The organism is Rhodanobacter panaciterrae (assembly GCF_014651895.1).
GTDB classification, from domain to species: Bacteria; Pseudomonadota; Gammaproteobacteria; order Xanthomonadales; family Rhodanobacteraceae; genus Rhodanobacter; species Rhodanobacter panaciterrae.
This window is the reverse complement of the sequence record NZ_BMXT01000001.1, coordinates 904,878-921,301: the sequence shown is the minus strand read 5'-3', so window position 1 is coordinate 921,301 and position 16,424 is coordinate 904,878. Positions and strand designations below refer to the sequence as shown.

General features: G+C 62.8%; 18 protein-coding genes and 1 pseudogene. 8 read left to right on the top strand and 11 right to left on the bottom strand.

What is annotated here, in order from left to right; all coding sequences use genetic code 11:
- Window positions 1-129: 129 nt before the first annotated feature.
- From lolD to IE071_RS04200, 9 genes and pseudogenes are all read right to left on the bottom strand, one after another.
- Window positions 130-858 carry a lipoprotein-releasing ABC transporter ATP-binding protein LolD gene (gene lolD / locus IE071_RS04240; RefSeq protein WP_229792739.1) on the bottom strand — a complete coding sequence of 243 codons (729 nt, stop codon included), beginning with the start codon at window positions 856-858 and terminating at the stop codon, window positions 130-132.
- Complete coding sequence (locus IE071_RS04235) at window positions 851-2,092, bottom strand: lipoprotein-releasing ABC transporter permease subunit (RefSeq protein ID WP_189439891.1); 1,242 nt, start codon at window positions 2,090-2,092, stop codon at window positions 851-853. The genes lolD and IE071_RS04235 overlap by 8 nt, the downstream gene beginning before the upstream one ends.
- Before the next feature lie 110 nt (window positions 2,093-2,202).
- The gene (locus IE071_RS04230; RefSeq protein ID WP_189439890.1) at window positions 2,203-2,640 is read right to left on the bottom strand and encodes a protein YgfX; all 438 of its coding nucleotides are present in this window, start codon (window positions 2,638-2,640) and stop codon (window positions 2,203-2,205) included.
- Window positions 2,612-2,860, bottom strand: coding sequence for an FAD assembly factor SdhE (locus IE071_RS04225; protein ID WP_189439889.1), 249 nt, complete (start codon window positions 2,858-2,860; stop codon window positions 2,612-2,614). The genes IE071_RS04230 and IE071_RS04225 overlap by 29 nt, the downstream gene beginning before the upstream one ends.
- Before the next feature lie 197 nt (window positions 2,861-3,057).
- Window positions 3,058-3,800 (bottom strand): annotated as a pseudogene (locus tag IE071_RS04220) (succinate dehydrogenase iron-sulfur subunit).
- Window positions 3,801-3,896: 96 nt separating this feature from the next.
- Entirely contained in the window at window positions 3,897-5,684 is a 1,788-nt protein-coding gene (gene sdhA / locus IE071_RS04215) for a succinate dehydrogenase flavoprotein subunit (RefSeq protein WP_189439888.1), read from the bottom strand.
- A gap of 19 nt (window positions 5,685-5,703) precedes the next feature.
- A complete protein-coding gene (gene sdhD / locus IE071_RS04210; protein WP_189439887.1) occupies window positions 5,704-6,108 on the bottom strand; it encodes a succinate dehydrogenase, hydrophobic membrane anchor protein in 405 nt (134 codons plus the stop codon).
- Complete coding sequence (gene sdhC / locus IE071_RS04205; RefSeq protein ID WP_189439886.1) at window positions 6,105-6,500, bottom strand: succinate dehydrogenase, cytochrome b556 subunit; 396 nt, start codon at window positions 6,498-6,500, stop codon at window positions 6,105-6,107. The genes sdhD and sdhC overlap by 4 nt, the downstream gene beginning before the upstream one ends.
- 83 nt (window positions 6,501-6,583) lie before the next feature.
- Window positions 6,584-6,751, bottom strand: a complete 168-nt coding sequence (locus IE071_RS04200; RefSeq protein ID WP_189439885.1) for a DUF1674 domain-containing protein — start codon at window positions 6,749-6,751, stop codon at window positions 6,584-6,586.
- Between the two features lie 130 nt (window positions 6,752-6,881).
- Here IE071_RS04200 and ygfZ point away from each other — a divergent pair, with 130 nt between their 5' ends.
- The gene (ygfZ, locus tag IE071_RS04195; protein ID WP_189439884.1) at window positions 6,882-7,685 is read left to right on the top strand and encodes a CAF17-like 4Fe-4S cluster assembly/insertion protein YgfZ; all 804 of its coding nucleotides are present in this window, start codon (window positions 6,882-6,884) and stop codon (window positions 7,683-7,685) included.
- A gap of 474 nt (window positions 7,686-8,159) precedes the next feature.
- A complete protein-coding gene (locus IE071_RS04190) occupies window positions 8,160-8,594 on the top strand; it encodes a cell wall hydrolase (protein ID WP_229792738.1) in 435 nt (144 codons plus the stop codon).
- A 102-nt stretch (window positions 8,595-8,696) separates the two neighbouring features.
- Here the strand turns inward: IE071_RS04190 and IE071_RS04185 are convergent, their stop codons facing one another.
- Window positions 8,697-9,194 carry an outer membrane lipoprotein gene (locus IE071_RS04185; protein ID WP_189439883.1) on the bottom strand — a complete coding sequence of 166 codons (498 nt, stop codon included), beginning with the start codon at window positions 9,192-9,194 and terminating at the stop codon, window positions 8,697-8,699.
- Between the two features lie 29 nt (window positions 9,195-9,223).
- On the bottom strand, window positions 9,224-9,829 hold the full coding sequence (locus IE071_RS04180) for a glycine zipper 2TM domain-containing protein (protein WP_189439882.1): 606 nt from the start codon (window positions 9,827-9,829) through the stop codon (window positions 9,224-9,226).
- Between the two features lie 175 nt (window positions 9,830-10,004).
- Between IE071_RS04180 and IE071_RS04175 the strand changes: the two genes are divergently transcribed.
- The 6 genes from IE071_RS04175 to phaR all read left to right on the top strand — a co-directional run bounded on the left by IE071_RS04175 (window position 10,005) and on the right by phaR (window position 16,335).
- Entirely contained in the window at window positions 10,005-10,784 is a 780-nt protein-coding gene (locus IE071_RS04175; RefSeq protein ID WP_189440891.1) for a TatD family hydrolase, read from the top strand.
- Window positions 10,785-10,878: 94 nt separating this feature from the next.
- Window positions 10,879-11,403 carry a MarR family winged helix-turn-helix transcriptional regulator gene (locus IE071_RS04170; protein WP_189439881.1) on the top strand — a complete coding sequence of 175 codons (525 nt, stop codon included), beginning with the start codon at window positions 10,879-10,881 and terminating at the stop codon, window positions 11,401-11,403.
- Window positions 11,404-11,443: 40 nt separating this feature from the next.
- Window positions 11,444-12,940 (top strand): efflux transporter outer membrane subunit, encoded by a 1,497-nt coding sequence (locus tag IE071_RS04165; RefSeq protein ID WP_229792737.1) that lies wholly within the window; start codon window positions 11,444-11,446, stop codon window positions 12,938-12,940.
- Entirely contained in the window at window positions 12,927-14,159 is a 1,233-nt protein-coding gene (locus IE071_RS04160) for an HlyD/EmrA/EmrK family protein (protein WP_189439879.1), read from the top strand. Before IE071_RS04165 ends, IE071_RS04160 begins: the two co-directional genes overlap by 14 nt.
- 16 nt (window positions 14,160-14,175) lie before the next feature.
- Window positions 14,176-15,744, top strand: coding sequence for a DHA2 family efflux MFS transporter permease subunit (locus IE071_RS04155; protein WP_189439878.1), 1,569 nt, complete (start codon window positions 14,176-14,178; stop codon window positions 15,742-15,744).
- Window positions 15,745-15,837: 93 nt separating this feature from the next.
- On the top strand, window positions 15,838-16,335 hold the full coding sequence (gene phaR, locus IE071_RS04150) for a polyhydroxyalkanoate synthesis repressor PhaR (RefSeq protein ID WP_189439877.1): 498 nt from the start codon (window positions 15,838-15,840) through the stop codon (window positions 16,333-16,335).
- The last annotated feature ends 89 nt before the right edge of the window (window positions 16,336-16,424 follow it).

Sequence of the window (16,424 nt, the reverse complement as noted above, 5' to 3'; positions counted from 1 at the left end):
GGGAAGCATCGAATCAGCTCCCTCCCCTGCTTGCAGGGGAGGGTTGGGGTGGGGAGCTCTTGACCTTTCTCGCAAGCCCGAACAAACCCCTCTCAATCTCCCCCTGCGCGCAGGGGGAGAGGCCAGAGATCAGTGCTTCGGGCTTTCCTGCAGCACGCCGTTGTGCAGCACAAGGGTGCGATCCATCCGCGCCGCCAGACGAGTGTCATGGGTAACCAGGATGAAGCTGGTGCCGACCTCGCGATTGAGCTCCAGCATCAGCGCATAGACCTGCGCGGCATTGCCTTCGTCGAGATTGCCGGTGGGCTCGTCGCCGAGCACGCAGGCCGGCTTGGTCACCAGCGCACGCGCCACCGCGCAACGCTGGCGCTCGCCGCCGGACAACTCCGACGGCTTGTGCTGCATGCGGCCGCCCAGACCGACTCGTTCCAGCAACACCGAAGCCTCGCGCTCGGCTTCAGTGATCGCGGTGCCGCGGATCAGCAGCGGCATGCACACGTTCTCCAATGCGGTGAACTCGGGCAGCAGATGATGGAACTGGTAGATGAAGCCGAGCGATCGGTTGCGCACGCGACCACGTTCGGCATCGGAGAGCTTCGACAAGATGCGGCCATCCACTTCCACTTCGCCGGCGGTCAGCGTGTCGAGCCCACCGATGATGTGCAGCAGCGTGCTCTTGCCCGAACCGGAGGCACCGACGATCGCCATCGTCTCGCCGCGCTTCAGGGTAAAGCTGACGTCGCTGAGCACGTCGGTGCGCAGGCCGCCTTCGTCGTAGGTCTTGGCGACGTGGCTGGCGCGCAGCACGTTTTCGGTCGACGACATCGTGGCGCTCTCTTTCTTGGTGGTCTCATTCATAGCGCAGCGCCTGCGCCGGCTGCGTGCGCGAGGCGCGCCACGCGGGATAGAGGGTGGCCAGCAGCGAGAAGGTGAAAGTCAACAGTGCGACCCAGCCGACATCGCGCCAAAGCAGCAAACTCGGCACCTCGCTGATGTAATAGACGTCCGGCGACAGGAAGGTGACGTGGAAGGTGTGCTCGATCCACTTGATGATGCCGGGCAACTTCCACGACAGCAGCGAGCCGAAGCCCACACCGAAGCCGATGCCGACAAAGCCCACCAGCACGCCCTGCACCATGAACATGCCCATGATGCTGCGCGGCGTGGCGCCGAGCGTGCGCAGGATCGCGATGTCGGCCTGCTTGTCGGTGACCAGCATCATCAGCATCGAGATCAGGTTGATCACCGCGACCAGGATGATCAGCGACAGGATGATGAACATCACCATCTTTTCCATCGACAGCGCGGCGAACAGGTTGGCGTTGGTATCCATCCAAGTCTGCACCCGATAGACCTGGCCCAATTGGTCAGCCAGCTGGGTGGCGACCGGGCGCGCGTTGAACAAGTCGTCCAGGCGCAACCGGATGCCGGTGGGGCCACTCAGGTCATTGAGCTTCTCGGCATCACTCATGTTGACCAGCGCCAGGCCCGAGTCGAACTGCTCCATGCCCAGCTCGAACGTGCCCACCACATGAAAGCTGCGCATCCGCGGCACGCTGCCCAACGGCGATCCGCGCAGCTGCTGCACCGCCATGGTCACCCGATCGCCAACGCTGACGCCCAGCGTCATCGCCAGCTCGCGACCCAACACGATATTCCAGCTGCCCGGGGTCAGCTCATCGAGCTTGCCCTCGAGCATGTGCTTGCCGATGTCGACGACCTTCGGCTCCTGCGTTGGCTCGATGCCGCGCACCATCGCACCACTGGAGCGCCGGGCCAGCAACATCGCTTCGGATTCGACGTACGGCGCGGCGCCAAGCACATGCGGATTCGCCTCGGCCACCTTTAGCGCGCGCGGCCAGTCCTGCACGCTTTCGCCGACGCCGGAGACAGTCGCATGCGAGATCGCGCCGAGAATGCGCGAGCGCATCTGGTAGTCGAAACCGTTCATCACCGACATCACCGTGATCAGCGCGATCACGCTGATCGCGATGCAGACGATCGAAACGGTGGAAATGAAGGAGATGAACTGGTTGCGTCGCTTGGCGCGGGTGTAGCGCAGGCCGATGAAGAGTTCGAGCGGTCGGAACATGGGCGGGTCGCTTGTGGGGATCGCAGGGCGGGCCGCCCGGTCGTCCATTATCAGGTATTCGATGAGACCGCGCTGCGGCAACGAAGTTGCCGGCGGCTCGAACCGCGGGATCAGAGCCGCGGCACCGCCTCGCCCGGCTGCACGGTTGCCAGCCGCATGCGCAATCGACGACGAATGTCTGCATCGCTGTTGTCAGGCGCCAACAACAAGACCTGCATGCCCTGCTTCGCGGTCTGCAGGCGCAGCAGTACGAAATCACCCAATACACGAAACGAGGCCAGCGTGGCCGGCACGTCCTCATGATCGGCCAGATGCAGCGTCCAGTTGCTATCAGCACTCCAGCCCGCGGCCGTTACCGGCGAACCTGCCGTCTTGCGAACGGACTGCCACGTCGCCAGCAGCACGCCCACGATCAACAGCAGTTTCAGCCACGGCGTCAGCGCGCACAGCACGACGGCCAGCAACGCCAGAACAGCGATCACCAGCAGCACGCGTCGCAGCAATCGCGACGGTCGGTATTCAAAGCCGATGGCGGGCGCGGATGTCATCGATGATCGCCTGCCAGTCCGTCCGCTCCGGGCGCGCATGACCCATCACCCAGTCCCACAGATCCGGATCCTGCACGTCGAGCAGTTCGTCGAACGCCTGCTGCTGCGCTTCGTCGGCACCTGCAAAACGCTCGTCCAGCCAGCCGCCGAACAATGCATCCAGCTCGCGGGTACCGCGACGAGTGCGCCAGCGCAGGCGCTTGATGCGTGCTGCTTCCATAAAATCAAATCGCGCGAAGCGCCTCCTTTGCTTCCTCTCCCCTGCGGGGAGAGGATTGAGGAGAGGGGCAATCTTGCGGGACACCCTCATCGAAAGGAAGCTTCGATCAACGTCCCCGCGAGCACCCGCCCCTCACCCTGCCCTCTCCCCTGTGGGGAGAGGTTATGCGGCGTCGCCGCGTAGCGGCGACGGCGGCTTCAGGGCGAACGCCGCTCCACCATCAGCTTCTTGATCTCGGCAATCGCCTTGGCCGGATTGAGACCCTTCGGGCAGGTGCGCGTGCAGTTCATGATGGTGTGGCAGCGGTACAGCTTGAACGGATCTTCCAGATCATCCAGCCGTTCGCCGGTGGCCTCGTCACGCGAATCGACGATCCAGCGATAGGCCTGCAGCAGGATCGCCGGGCCAAGGTACTTGTCGCCGTTCCACCAGTAGCTCGGGCAGCTCGTCTCTTCTTGCGCTCTTCCGGCGACTGCAGCCGCTCGCGATCCGGTGCCGGACTCTGCGTGCGCAGCCATGGCTTGATCGAGGCGAATTGTGCGTAGAAGTGGGTCAGGTCGGGAACCAGGTCCTTTACCACCGGCATGTGCGGCAGCGGGTAGATCTTCACATCGCCGGACGCGCATTCTTCGATCGCACGGGTGCAGGCCAGCGTGTTGGTGCCGTCGATGTTCATTGCGCACGAACCGCAGATGCCTTCGCGGCACGAGCGACGCAACGTCAACGTGGGATCGATCTCGTTCTTGATCTTCAGCAACGCGTCCAGAACCATCGGGCCGCACGCAGCCAGATCGACCTCGTAGGTGTCGATGCGCGGATTCTGTCCGTCATCCGGCGACCAGCGATAGATACGGAAGGTGCGCGGCTTCTTCGCATCCTTGGCCGGGTAGTGCTTGCCCGGCTGGATCTTCGAATTTTTCGGTAGCGAAAACTCTGCCATGTGCTGAACCCTTCGACTTTCTGCAGGAGGGCTTGCGCCCCGACCGTACAACTAATGATGTCCATGCCACGGTGCGGCCGCAGCCGCCTCGCGGAATCAGTAAACGCGTTTCGCCGGCGGCACGGCCTTGACCTCGTCGGTCATCGGATTCAGATGCACGGGACGGGAATCGAAGCGCGGCTTGCCGGTCTCGTCGACCCATGCCAGCGTGTGCTTCATCCAGTTGACGTCATCGCGTTCTGGGAAATCCTCGCGCGCATGGCCACCGCGACTTTCCTCTCGCTGTTCGGCGCCATACATGGTGGCAATCGCCTGATCCAGCAGGTTGGCCAGCTCCAGCGTTTCGATCAGGTCGGAATTCCACACCAGCGAACGATCGCTGACGCGGACGTCCTTGAACGATTCGCGCACGGCAGAGATTTTTTCGCAGCCTTCCTTGAGCGTCTTGCCGGTACGGAACACTGCCGCATCGCTCTGCATGGTCCGCTGCATCTCCAGGCGGATCTGCGCGGTCGGCTTGCTGCCATTGGCGTTGCGCAGGCCGTCGAAGCGGGCCAGTGCCTTGTCCAGCACATTGGTCGGCAGATCCTTGTGCGCCGTTTCCGGCTTGATCAGCTCGGCGCAACGGTGCGCAACCGCACGGCCAAACACCACCAGGTCGAGCAGCGAGTTGGAGCCGAGACGGTTCGCACCGTGAACCGATACGCAGGCCGCTTCGCCAATCGCGAACAGCCCCGGCACGACCGCATCGACGTCGTCACCCTTCTTCTGCACGACTTCGCCGTGGTAGTTGGTCGGGATGCCGCCCATGTTGTAGTGCACGGTCGGAATGACCGGGATCGGCTCCTTGGTCACATCCACGCCGGCGAAGATGCGCGCCGACTCGGCGATGCCTGGCAGGCGCTCGTGGATCACATCGGGGCCGAGGTGCATCAGGTTGATGAAGATGTGATCCTTGTGCTCGCCGACGCCGCGGCCTTCACGGATTTCCATCGTCATCGCACGACTGACCACGTCGCGCGAGGCCAGATCCTTCGCGCTGGGCGCATAGCGTTCCATGAAGCGTTCGCCGGCGGAGTTGGTCAGGTAACCGCCCTCACCACGCACGCCCTCGGTGATCAGGCAGCCCGCGCCGTAGATACCGGTTGGATGGAATTGCACGAACTCCATGTCCTGCAGCGCCAGACCCGCGCGCAGCACCATGCCGCCGCCATCGCCGGTGCAGGTATGCGCCGAGGTGGCGCTGAAGTAGGCGCGACCGTAGCCGCCGGTCGCCATCACCACCGCGTGACCGCGGAAGAAATGCAGGGTGCCTTCGTTCATGTCGAGCGCGAGCACGCCGCGGCAAACGCCGGCTTCGTCGAAGATCAGGTCGATCGCGAAGTATTCGATGAAGAACGTCGCGTCATGCGCCAGCGCCTGCTGGTACAGCGTGTGCAGGATCGCGTGGCCGGTGCGGTCGGCCGCGGCGCAGGTGCGCTGCGCGGTGCCCTTGCCGTAATGCGTGGTCATGCCGCCGAACGGGCGCTGGTAGATCTTGCCTTCGTCGGTGCGCGAGAACGGCACGCCGTAATGTTCCAGCTCGATGATCGAGGGAATCGCCTCGCGGCACATGTACTCGATCGCGTCCTGGTCGCCGAGCCAGTCGGAACCCTTGACGGTGTCGTAGAAGTGGAAGCGCCAGTCGTCCTCGCCCATGTTGCCGAGCGCTGCGGAAATACCGCCCTGCGCCGCCACGGTGTGCGAGCGGGTCGGGAACACCTTGGTGATGCAAGCGGCCTTGAGACCCTTCTCGGCCAGACCGAAGGTGGCGCGCAAACCCGCGCCGCCGGCACCGACCACGATCACGTCATACAGATGTTGCTGGATCTTGTAGCTTTCCATGAACTCTCGGCCTCGCGTCTTATGGGGTCAGCGCAATGCGCAGCACGGCCAGCACGCTTGCCAGCGCGCCCAGCACCGCGAGGAACTTGATCGCCACCAGCAGGATGACTTCCTTCCAGCGGGTATGCACGTAATCCTCGATCACCACCTGCAGGCCGAGCACGGCATGCCAGAACATGGTGAGCACGAACGCGATCAGCAGCAGCGCATTCCATGGCTTGGCGACGGCGGCGTGCGCGGTCGCGTAATCGGCATGTAGCAGGCAGAGCACGGTGACCACAAACCATACGCCCAGCAATACCAGGGCGGCGGCTGTCACACGCTGGGTCCACCAGTGGCTCACACCGGACTGGGACGAACCCAGCCCGCGGGCAACCTTCAACGGGTTGCGTCGATCTTTCACGACGGTGTCCTTCGCGCTCATGCCGCACCTCCGGCCGTCATGACATAAGCCCACACCAGCACGGTGAGCACGATGCTTCCGGCGACCGACAGCCAGCTGGAGCGTATGAACTGGGGAATTTCGTAACCGAGGCCGGCATCCTGGATCAGATGACGGATGCCATTGCAAAGGTGATAGAACAACGCCCAGCTCCAGCCGACCAGCAGGATCATGCCGACCGGACTGCCGATGATGCTCTTGAAGTGGTTGAAACTGTCTTCGCCTGCGGCCAGATGCAGCAGGCCACCGACCACCAGCACGCTACCGACAGCCAAGGCGATACCGGTGGCGCGATGCACGATGGAAGTCATCATCTGCACCTGCCGCTTGTAGATCTGTAGATGCGGAGAGAGCGGTCGTTGCGTGTTTGCCATGGCGGCTATCCTGAGTGGAATCGCTGGTGTCCGTGCCGCATCTGCCCCTGTACGCGATCGGCGACGAGCGCCGTTGCGGTCGTTCAGAAGTCGATGCAGCGCCCGTTCTTTTCCCAGTCGCCGTAGCGGGTGGGATCAGGAACCGGCCGCTCCGCCGGCAGCCTGTCCTGCACCGGGCCCACAGGCACGGCGGTTGTTTCCGTCGGAACGGAAGCAGGTGTGGATTCGGCTGAGGAAGAGGTATCGGACATGGTTTTTATAAGCCGACGAAGGTTAATACTTGCGGCAAAGCAGCACAACCTTGACTGAGACGCCGTGTTGGCGGCGCTTTCGCCGTCCGTACTTGCGACAGGCTTCTGCTGCCCCAACCTATAGTCCCTTATGCCGACATCCTATCCTGCGGAAACCCTGCTGATCGAAGGCCCGGACGCGATGGCGTTTGCGCATGCCCAGTTCAGCAGCAATGTCAGTTCGCTCGCTACCGGCCAGTGGCAGTTCAGTGCATGGCTCGATCCGCAAGGTCGCGTGCGTGCGCTGTTTCATCTGGCCCGACTCGCTGACGATCGCTATCTCGTCTTGCTGCGCGGCGGCACTGCAACAGCCATGGTCGAGGCGCTAAAGCGTTTCGTGTTCCGCTCGAAACTCAGTTTGACTGCGTTACCCGTGCGCGCACTGACGACTGGCCCGAGCATGCCGCTGCATGCGATCAGCGATGACGCCGAAATACTCTCACTGGGTTGCGACACGCACAGCTTGCAGATCACCGCTGCGAACATCGGAGACGATGCATGGCGCTTGCCGCAACTACGCGCAGGCTGGCCGTGGCTGCCGCCGCAAACATTGAATGAGTTGTTGCCAGCGGCGTTGTCGCTGCAGCGTCTGCAGGCAGTCGCCATCGACAAGGGTTGTTACCCCGGCCAGGAAATCGTCGCGCGGCTGCACTATCGCGGTGGTCACAAGCGACATCTGCACAGCGTCACATTGTCGCAAGTCGCAAATGCCGGCGACGTGCTGCGCCGTGGTGATCGCGAAGTCGGTTGCGTGCTCGATGTGATTACCACGCATGACGACATCGCAGCACTCGTTGTGTTGAGTGACGACGCTGCTGCACAAGCGCGCGACGGACATCTGAATCCACTCGACGACAGTCTCATGATTCACCTCGACACGTCGTGGTCGGCATGAGTAATGCTTGTTGTTACAAACAAATTTTGTGATGGCACTTGCCAACGGATTGTGAGCGTAAGTTAAACTTCACTCCCCCGGCACTTGCCAGCGGTGGATACCGCCACTAGGCTTCGCCGATTGAATATCGCGACATCCGGAACACGGGGTGTCGAAGTACGCGACGAACCGGATGAATCCGAATCGGCGCGACCCGGCAGAAGCATCGCCGGATGGCATATCGCCTCGCATCCAACGAGTGCGTAGCAGTTGCAGGCAACACGGCCGACCCGGCACGCGCAACGCCCAGCAGCACCCAACTCCCGATCGGCACAGACCAGCCGCTCGACCGCCACAATCCCGTGGCAAAGCGCCTGACCACAAGTTTCGGTCACGGCGATAGATCCAGATGGAACGGCCTGCCCGCCCGTCCATCGCAATGGCGCTCAAAGCTTGCAGTCTGCTTTGCGCGTACAGCACGTTGGAGGCAGAACCATGAAACTTTCCATGCTGTTGTGGCTGACGTCATTGATGCCCCAGCCCGTCGCTGACCAGGCATGCCTGGCCACCACCGTCTACCTGGAAGCACGCAGCGAACCGACGATCGGTCAGCTCGCCGTTGCCGAAGTTGCACTGCGTCGCCGTGACCGCGGCCAGTGGGGTGCGACCGTGTGCAAGGTGGTGACTTCGCCGCATCAGTTCGCGACGACCACGACGCCCGGCTCATTCGAGGTCAACAATCTCGAAGCCTTCAACAAGGCATGGCAGGTAGCCGGGAGGTCACTGCGCAACTGGCAATTGCCGCTGGCGCAGCGCCATATGCTGGTGCCGCGTGCCGATCACTTTGCCACGACTGCGATCTCTCCAGCGTGGTCGCACAATCGCCCCAGTGTGACGATCGGTGAACACGCCTTCTACGCGGTAAACTGATTCATGATACGCACAATCCAACGTCAATAAAAAAGCCCTCGAATGAGGGCTTTTTTATTTTTTGACGTCCATATATACGGACGTCCATATGACAATGAAAACTCAACGCGCGTAAACGTGACCGTCACTGACTTCCACATAATCGCCATTGCGGACGCCAGGGTTTTCGCGCTGGGTTACCGTGGCGTACTGCCCGTTGTCGAGCCGCACGACAATGCGCCATCCCGCGCCATTGCCATCGCTGCGCTGACCGATCTGATTGCCGACAACGCCACCAGCTACCGCGCCGACTACCGTGGTGGCCGTGCGGCCATCGCCCTTGCCGATCGTGCTGCCGAGCACACCGCCGGCCACCGCACCAATGACCGCCCCGAGCGTACCGCCATTGCCACCGTTGCCGCTGATGGCGACCTGCTGCACATCCTGCACTACGCCGCATGCCTGACAGCGGGTGTTCCGATTGCCGTAGCCGCCCTGCTGGCCCTGATAGCTGCGGTTGTAGTTGCCACCGTTGCCGTAAGGTGCCGTCACGCAACCGCCAAGAGCAAGGCCGGCTGCGACCGTTGCAACCAGGGCAAACTTGCTGATCAGTGCATTCATTGAGTCATTTCCTTTTTCAATGGTTCGATTCATCGAGCATCGGATACGGCGGTCACACCTTCCTGCACCTGCACCCGATCACCCGGATCATGATCCATGCGTACCGTGCGGGTGACTCCGTTGTACAGATACTTCACGTCATAGCCAACGATCTTGTCGCTGGGGTTGTTGACGGTGCTGCACTTGCGCTGCACGGATGAAGTCACCTGGGCATGCTGTCGACTGGCCTCGATGCGATTGCCGGCATAGCCGCCGCCGACGGCTCCAGCGACCGTGGCCAGCGTATTGCCCTTGCCACCGCCGACCATGTGACCCAGCAGACCACCTGCGACCGCACCGATCGCGGTACCGGCAATCCGGTGCTGATCCTTCGGCGGTGCCGTCTGCGTCACGGTTTCATCGTGGCAGACCTCCCGCGGATTGTTCGTCGTCGAACGCACGGGGTCGACACTGACTACCTTGGCGTATTTGACTGTGGCATCCGCGCTGCCATCCGCATTGGCAGCCGCGCTGACGCCTGTGTCAGCGGCACCATTGGAGATGCCTGCATCCGCGCTGCGGTTGCAAGCCGCGAGGCTGGTCGCGAGCGCTGCCGCGATAGCGATATTGAGTACATTGACCATCAACCTGTTCATCACGATCCTCTCCACTGTTTGTACATTGATGCGTTGCCGGGCACGTTTTGCACCCGCGCAATAACCTGCGGCGCCATTGAACCGCTATCCAACTGAATCGGAGCTAGCTCGCGCTCATGACATTATCTTCACGTCAAAGCCATCGAACTCTCTGCCAGTGCACGAAAACCGCATGATGCCCAAACTCGTCGACAGCCACGTCCATCTCGATGACGACGCGTTCGCCACCGATCGCGACGCGGTGATCGAACGCGCAACCCTGGCCGGAGTCGACACGATGATCGTGCCGGCCGTCGACGCCGACAGCTGGCCGCGGATCAAGGCGCTTTGCGCCAAGCATGCCCAGCTATATCCCGCTTTCGGGCTGCATCCGATGTTTCTTGCCAAGCATGTACCTGCAGATGTGGACGCACTGTCTGCATGGCTCGACGAAGGCCAGGTGGTCGCCGTCGGCGAGATCGGCCTGGATTTCCATGTCGACGGACTCGACCATGAACTCCAGCGGGATTATTTCTCGCGTCAGCTGCAACTGGCGCGCGAGCACGACCTGCCGGTGATCGTGCACGCCCGCGGCGCACTGGAGGAAGTGAGCCTGACCCTGCGCCGCACCGGTGGCTTGCGCGGGGTTGTGCACAGCTTTTCCGGCAGCGAGCAGCAGGCACGGCACCTTTGGGACATGGGCTTCTGCATTGGCATTGGCGGCCCGGTGACCTATGACCGCGCACAGCGCCTGCGCCGCATCGTGGCGCAGATGCCAATCGAATTCCTTCTGCTGGAAAGCGATGCGCCAGATCAACCCGACGCCGCACATCGCGGCGAGCGCAACGAACCGGCGCGAGTCGCCGAGGTATTGCGCTGCGTCGCGGAATTGCGCGACGAACCGGCCGCGGACATCGCCGCCGCGACCAGCGCCAACGCACGCCGCCTGTTCGGGCTCGACCGCCGCGCCAGCTGAGCAAGACTCAACAGCCACTGTGTCCATAGTCACTTGCGCCGGCCGGCCCGTGCTTGCTATCTTTTATTTCATCAGTGAAATATGAATTGATGAAATGGCGCATCTGACGAATTGCATCGCGATGATGGACGAAGGTATCGGCCGGGTGAGCCAGATCATTCCGCAGCTGCCTGCGCCCGAAGCGCGGCTATGCCGGCTGATGTTGATGGTCGGCGCCAGCCTTGAAGAAGAGCTCGAGTTCAAGCTCAAGCCGCACAAGCTCAACCACAGCGAATTTCTGACCCTGATGATCCTGTACAGCCGCCCGGATGGCAGTTCCACGCCGGGCGAGCTGTGCGAGTTCGCCACCCAGGGCGCCACCAACATGACCCGTATTGCCAACGCGCTGGTCAAGCGCGGGCTGATCACCCGTGGCGCCAGCGAAGAGGATCGCCGCCGCGTGCTGATTCGCATCACGCCAGCCGGAAAGCGCTTCGTGCAGAAGATGCTGCCGCCCATGTTTCCTCGCGTCGCCACCATGTTTGCCGGCTTCAGCGACAACGACAAACACAACCTGAGCCGTCTGCTGCGCAAGCTCGCCCACAATCTCGATCAGCTGAACTCGGACGCCCAGCCATGAAGGCCCAGAAAATCGAGACCAAAAAATGAAGGAAGTCTTGATGAAAAACTTCCCGTTTCAGCGCGCAGCCCTGGCAACGGCGTTGACCTTGTTGCTGGCTGCCTGTGCGATACCTGCCAAGCTGGGTCACCCGAACCTGCGCGATGACGTGCCGCTCGCCGGCCTTGAGTCCGCTGCCCGTGACGGCTGGCCGGCCACCGACTGGTGGCGCGCTTACGGTGATCCGCAACTGGATCAACTGATCGCGATCGCCATGCAAAAGTCACCGGATCTGGAACAGGCGCACAGCCGCGTGATCAATGCCGAACAATCGGTGCGGCTTGCTGCTGCGCAGGCTGGCCTCAACGTCAATGGCAATGCGCAATTCGAGCGTCAACGCCTCAGCGAAAACGGCATCATCAGCCTGCTGCCGAAAAATATCGGCATCGATCCCTGGTACAACCAGAGCGATCTCGGCCTGCAGGCGAAATACACTTTCGACTGGTGGGGCAAGAAGCGTTCGAGCATCGAGGCCGCACTCGATCAGGCGCACGCCGCCGAAGCCCAGCGCAGCGCCGCCGCGCTGACGATCCAGAACGCCGTCGCCGACACCTATTTTGGCTGGCAGGGCGATCAGGCACGCCTCGCACTTTCCACCCAGCTGGTCAGCGCGCAGGAACGATTCGTGCACATCGCCGAGCTGCGCGTGGCACAGGGCGTGGATCTCGCCGATACCGCGCAACAGGCCAAGACCCAACTCGCAGCAGCGCGTGAGATGCACGTCACCCTGCAGGGCTCGGCCGCCATTCGCAAAGTGGCGCTGGCCTCCCTGCTCGGCATTGCACCGGCGGATCTGCCCGTGTTGCAGCCTCGACCGTTGCCCGAGGTGGACAGCCGCATTCCCGCCAATGCGCGGCTCGACTTGATTGCGCGCCGACCCGACATTGCGGCCAGCCGTTGGCAGGTTGAAGCGGCACTGAAGCAGACCGACGTGGCGCGCGCACAGTACTTCCCGGACATCGGCATCAGCGCGATGGCCGGCCTGTCCAGCATCGACCTGGGCAAATTACTCGAGGCCGGTAGCCGTACGTTTGCGCTGACTCCCGCACTGCATCTGCCGATCTTCGAGGGTGGTCAGCTGAAAGCCAATTACGGCGTCAGCAAGGCCCAGCTCGCAGCGGCTGTTGCGCAATACAACAGCACCGTGGTCGGCGCGGCACGCGAGGTGGCCACCCAGGCACTCACCGCACAGCAGATCGCCGCGCGACGCAAGGAGCAGTCCGCGCAGATCACCGCCAATGAACGCCTGCTCGCCACTGCGCAGGCGCGTGCCCATCAGGGTGTGCGTGACGCACGCGAGGGACTGGCAGCGGCGGCACAGCTAATACAGCAGCAAGACGATGCCGCCAGCCTGCATGCCCAGGCCGTGTCCACGGACCTGGCCCTGATCAAGGCACTCGGCGGCGGCTACCAGGCCACCGGCGAGAGCGACAACGCCAGCCCGACACCCCCTTCCCTTGCAAATCCGTCCGGAGATGACGCCCATGAGCGCCACTGAGTCCGACAAGACCGTCAACACGACCGCTGACGACAACGACAGCGGCCTGGCAGCGAAGAACCCGGCCAAGCGCCGCAAGACCTTGTTGATCATGCTGCTGGTGTTCGTGGCGATCGGCGTGATCTGGTTCCTGCTGTGGACGCTGGTGTTTTCCAGGCGCGAAACCACCGACAACGCGTATGTCGGCGGCAACCAGGTGGCGATCTCCGCCCAAGTACCCGGTACCGTGGTGGCGATCCTTGCCGACGATACCCAGCACGTCGACGCTGGCCAGATCCTGGTCAAGCTGGACAGCACCGATGCCAGCGTTCGCCTGAGCCAGGCGCGCAGTGCACTGGCACAGGCCGTGCGACAGGTACGCCAGCAGACGGATTCTGCCAGCGGCAGCGATGCCGCCGTCGCCGCACGCCAGATCGACCTGAAAAAAGCCGAAGCCGATCTCAAGCGACGCCTGCCGTTGATCGCCGCACAGGCCGAAGCGCCGGAAACCATCCAGCACCTGCGTGACGCTGTCGATCAGGCAAGTGCCGCCCTGACCTCGGCCCAGGCCCAGGCATCGGCCGAGCACGCCTCGATCGAAGGCACCGATATCGCCAATAACCCGGCGGTGCTGCAGGCGCGGGCAAATTTCCGCGCTGCCTGGGTGGCAGCGCAGCGCAATACGATCTACGCGCCAGTCTCAGGCTACGTGGCACAACGCAGCGTGCAGCTGGGCAATAGCGTGCAGCCCGGCCAGCAGTTGATGACCGTGCTGCCGCTGCACGATCTGTGGATCGACGCCAACTTCAAGGAGGGCCAGCTGCGCCACATCCGTATCGGCCAGCCGGCCAAGATCGAGACCGACATCTACGGTAGCAATGTCGAATACCACGGCAAGGTGATCGGCCTGGGCGCCGGCACCGGCAGCGTGTTCTCGTTGCTGCCCGCGCAGAACGCCACCGGCAACTGGATCAAGGTGGTGCAGCGCGTCCCCGTGCGCATCGCGCTGGACAACCAGGAACTGGACAAGCACCCGCTGCGCATCGGCCTGTCCAGCGACGTCACGATCGACATCACCGACGATCGGGGCGCCGTGCTGGCGCCGCAGACCGAGCATCCGGCTGTCGCCGAGACCACGGTCTATGACCAGATGGCCAGCAAGGCCGATGCCGAAGCCGACCAGGTGATCAGTGCCAACCTGAGCTCATCCGGCAATACCGGCAGCAAGCACTCGAACTGAGGCTGAGTCCGATCCCATGGCTGCCATTTCTTCCGACGCCGTACCCGCCGATGCCGCCCCCCTGAAGCCGTTGCAGGGCGGCATGCTCGCCCTGATGACCGTCGCGATCGCATTCAGCACCTTCATGGAAGTGCTGGACATGACCATCGTCAACGTGGCCGTGCCGCATATCGCCGGCAGCCTGGCGGTAAGTCCGAGCGAGGGTACCTGGGCGATCAGTTCCTACTCGATGGCCAGCGCGATCATGCAGCCGCTGACCGGCTGGATCGCCAAGCGCTTCGGCGAAGTGCGCACCTTCGTCTTTTCGGTCTTTCTGTTCGTGGTGTTTTCGATGCTGTGCGGCCTGGCCACCAGCATGCCGATGCTGGTGGTCGGTCGATTGATGCAGGGCGCCGGCTCCGGCCCGATGGTGGCGCTGTCGATGTCGCTGCTGCTGGGGAACTACCCGAAGAGCAAGCAGGGCATCGCCCTGGCGATCTGGGCAATGACGATCGTGATCGCCCCCGTACTGGGGCCGATCCTCGGTGGCTGGATCACCGACAATTTCTCCTGGCCGTGGATTTTCTATATCAACCTGCCGGTCGGTATCGGCGCAGCCGTGACCACCTGGTTCCTGCTGCGCAAGCGTGAATCAAAGACGGTGAAGGCACCGATCGATGTGATCGGCCTGGTGCTGCTGGTGGCAGGCATCGGCTGCATGCAGTTCATGCTGGACAACGGCAACGACCACGACTGGTTCGCCTCGCCGCTGATCCTCACGCTGGGACTGATTGCCGTGGTCTGTCTGAGCTTCCTGGTCGTGTGGGAGCTCAACGCGAAACATCCGGTGATCGATCTCACGTTGTTCAAGCAGCGCAATTTCACCATCGGCGTCAGTGCCATGTCATTCGGCATGCTGGCGTTCTTCGCGATCAACGTGGTGTCGCCGCTGTGGCTGCAGACTACCCTTGGCTTCACTGCCAGCTGGTCCGGCATGACCAGTGCCTGGGTCGGCGTGCTGGCCTTCCTGCTGTCTCCGGTGGTCGGCAGCACGCTGGGCAAGTTTGACCTGCGCGCGATGATCACGATGGCCTTCGTGATACTTGCCGGCACCTCGTTCTGGCTGTCCACCTACGACAGCGGCGCTTCCTACGGCAGCATGGTGTGGCCGCGGCTGGTGATGGGCCTGGGTATTCCGCTGTTCTTCATTCCGCTGAACCAGATCTACCTGTCCGGCCTGCCGGCAGATCAGATTGCCAGCGCCTCGGGCCTGGCCAACTTCTTCCGCACGCTCGGCTCCAGCGTCTCCACCGCCCTGACCGTGACGTTGTGGCAGCACCGCACCGAATTTCATCACGCCTCGCTGACCGAAAACATCACCGCTGCCGCACCGGCGGCGACCGGATTCCTGCAGCAATTGAAGGGTGCCGGGATAGCCGGCCAGCGTGGACTGGCCGTGGTCGATCAGTTGCTCAGCCGGGAAGCCGCCACGCTGGCGGTCAACGATGTGTTCTGGCTGTGCTCGGTCATCTTCATCCTGTTGATCCCGCTGCTGTGGCTGGCCAAACCACCGTTTGGAAGTGCCGGTGGTCCGGGGGGCCACTGACCGATTGCTGCAGATTGCTGCAGCCATCGGGCTGCAGCATGAATACCCGGCCCCGGCTGGTGCGCCGCAATATCTTCTGTTAGCGTTCGCCGCATGGCACAAACCAAACGCATCATCAAGAAGTACCCGAACCGGCGTCTCTACGACACGGAAATCTCCAGCTACATCACGCTGGAGGAAGTCCGTCAGCTGGTCCTGGACAACGAAGATTTCGAAGTCCGCGACGCCAAGAGCGGTGAAGAACTGACCCGTTCTGTCCTGCTGCAGATCATCTCCGAGCATGAGGACAAGGGGCAGCCGATGCTGTCGCCGCAGTTGCTCAGCCAGATCATCCGCTTCTACGGCGATTCGCTGCAGGGCTTCATGGGACCCTATCTGGAGCGCAGCCTGCAGGTGTTCCTCGATCAGCAGACCCAGTTCCGCAGCCAGCTCAACAGCCTGATGGGACAGACCCCGTGGAACACGCTGAATGACCTGACCGAGCGCAACATGGCGGCCTTCCAGGCGATGCAGCGTGGGCTGATCGACACGGCCGCCAAGGTGATCCCGACGCCGGTTGCCAGCAACCGCAGCGGCAAGAAATCCGGCTGATACCAGCCCGGCCGACGGCGCGCATCGACGCGCCGTTCGTTTATCTCCCCCTGATCCGATCGCTGCAGCACAGCATGTGCTGCCATGCC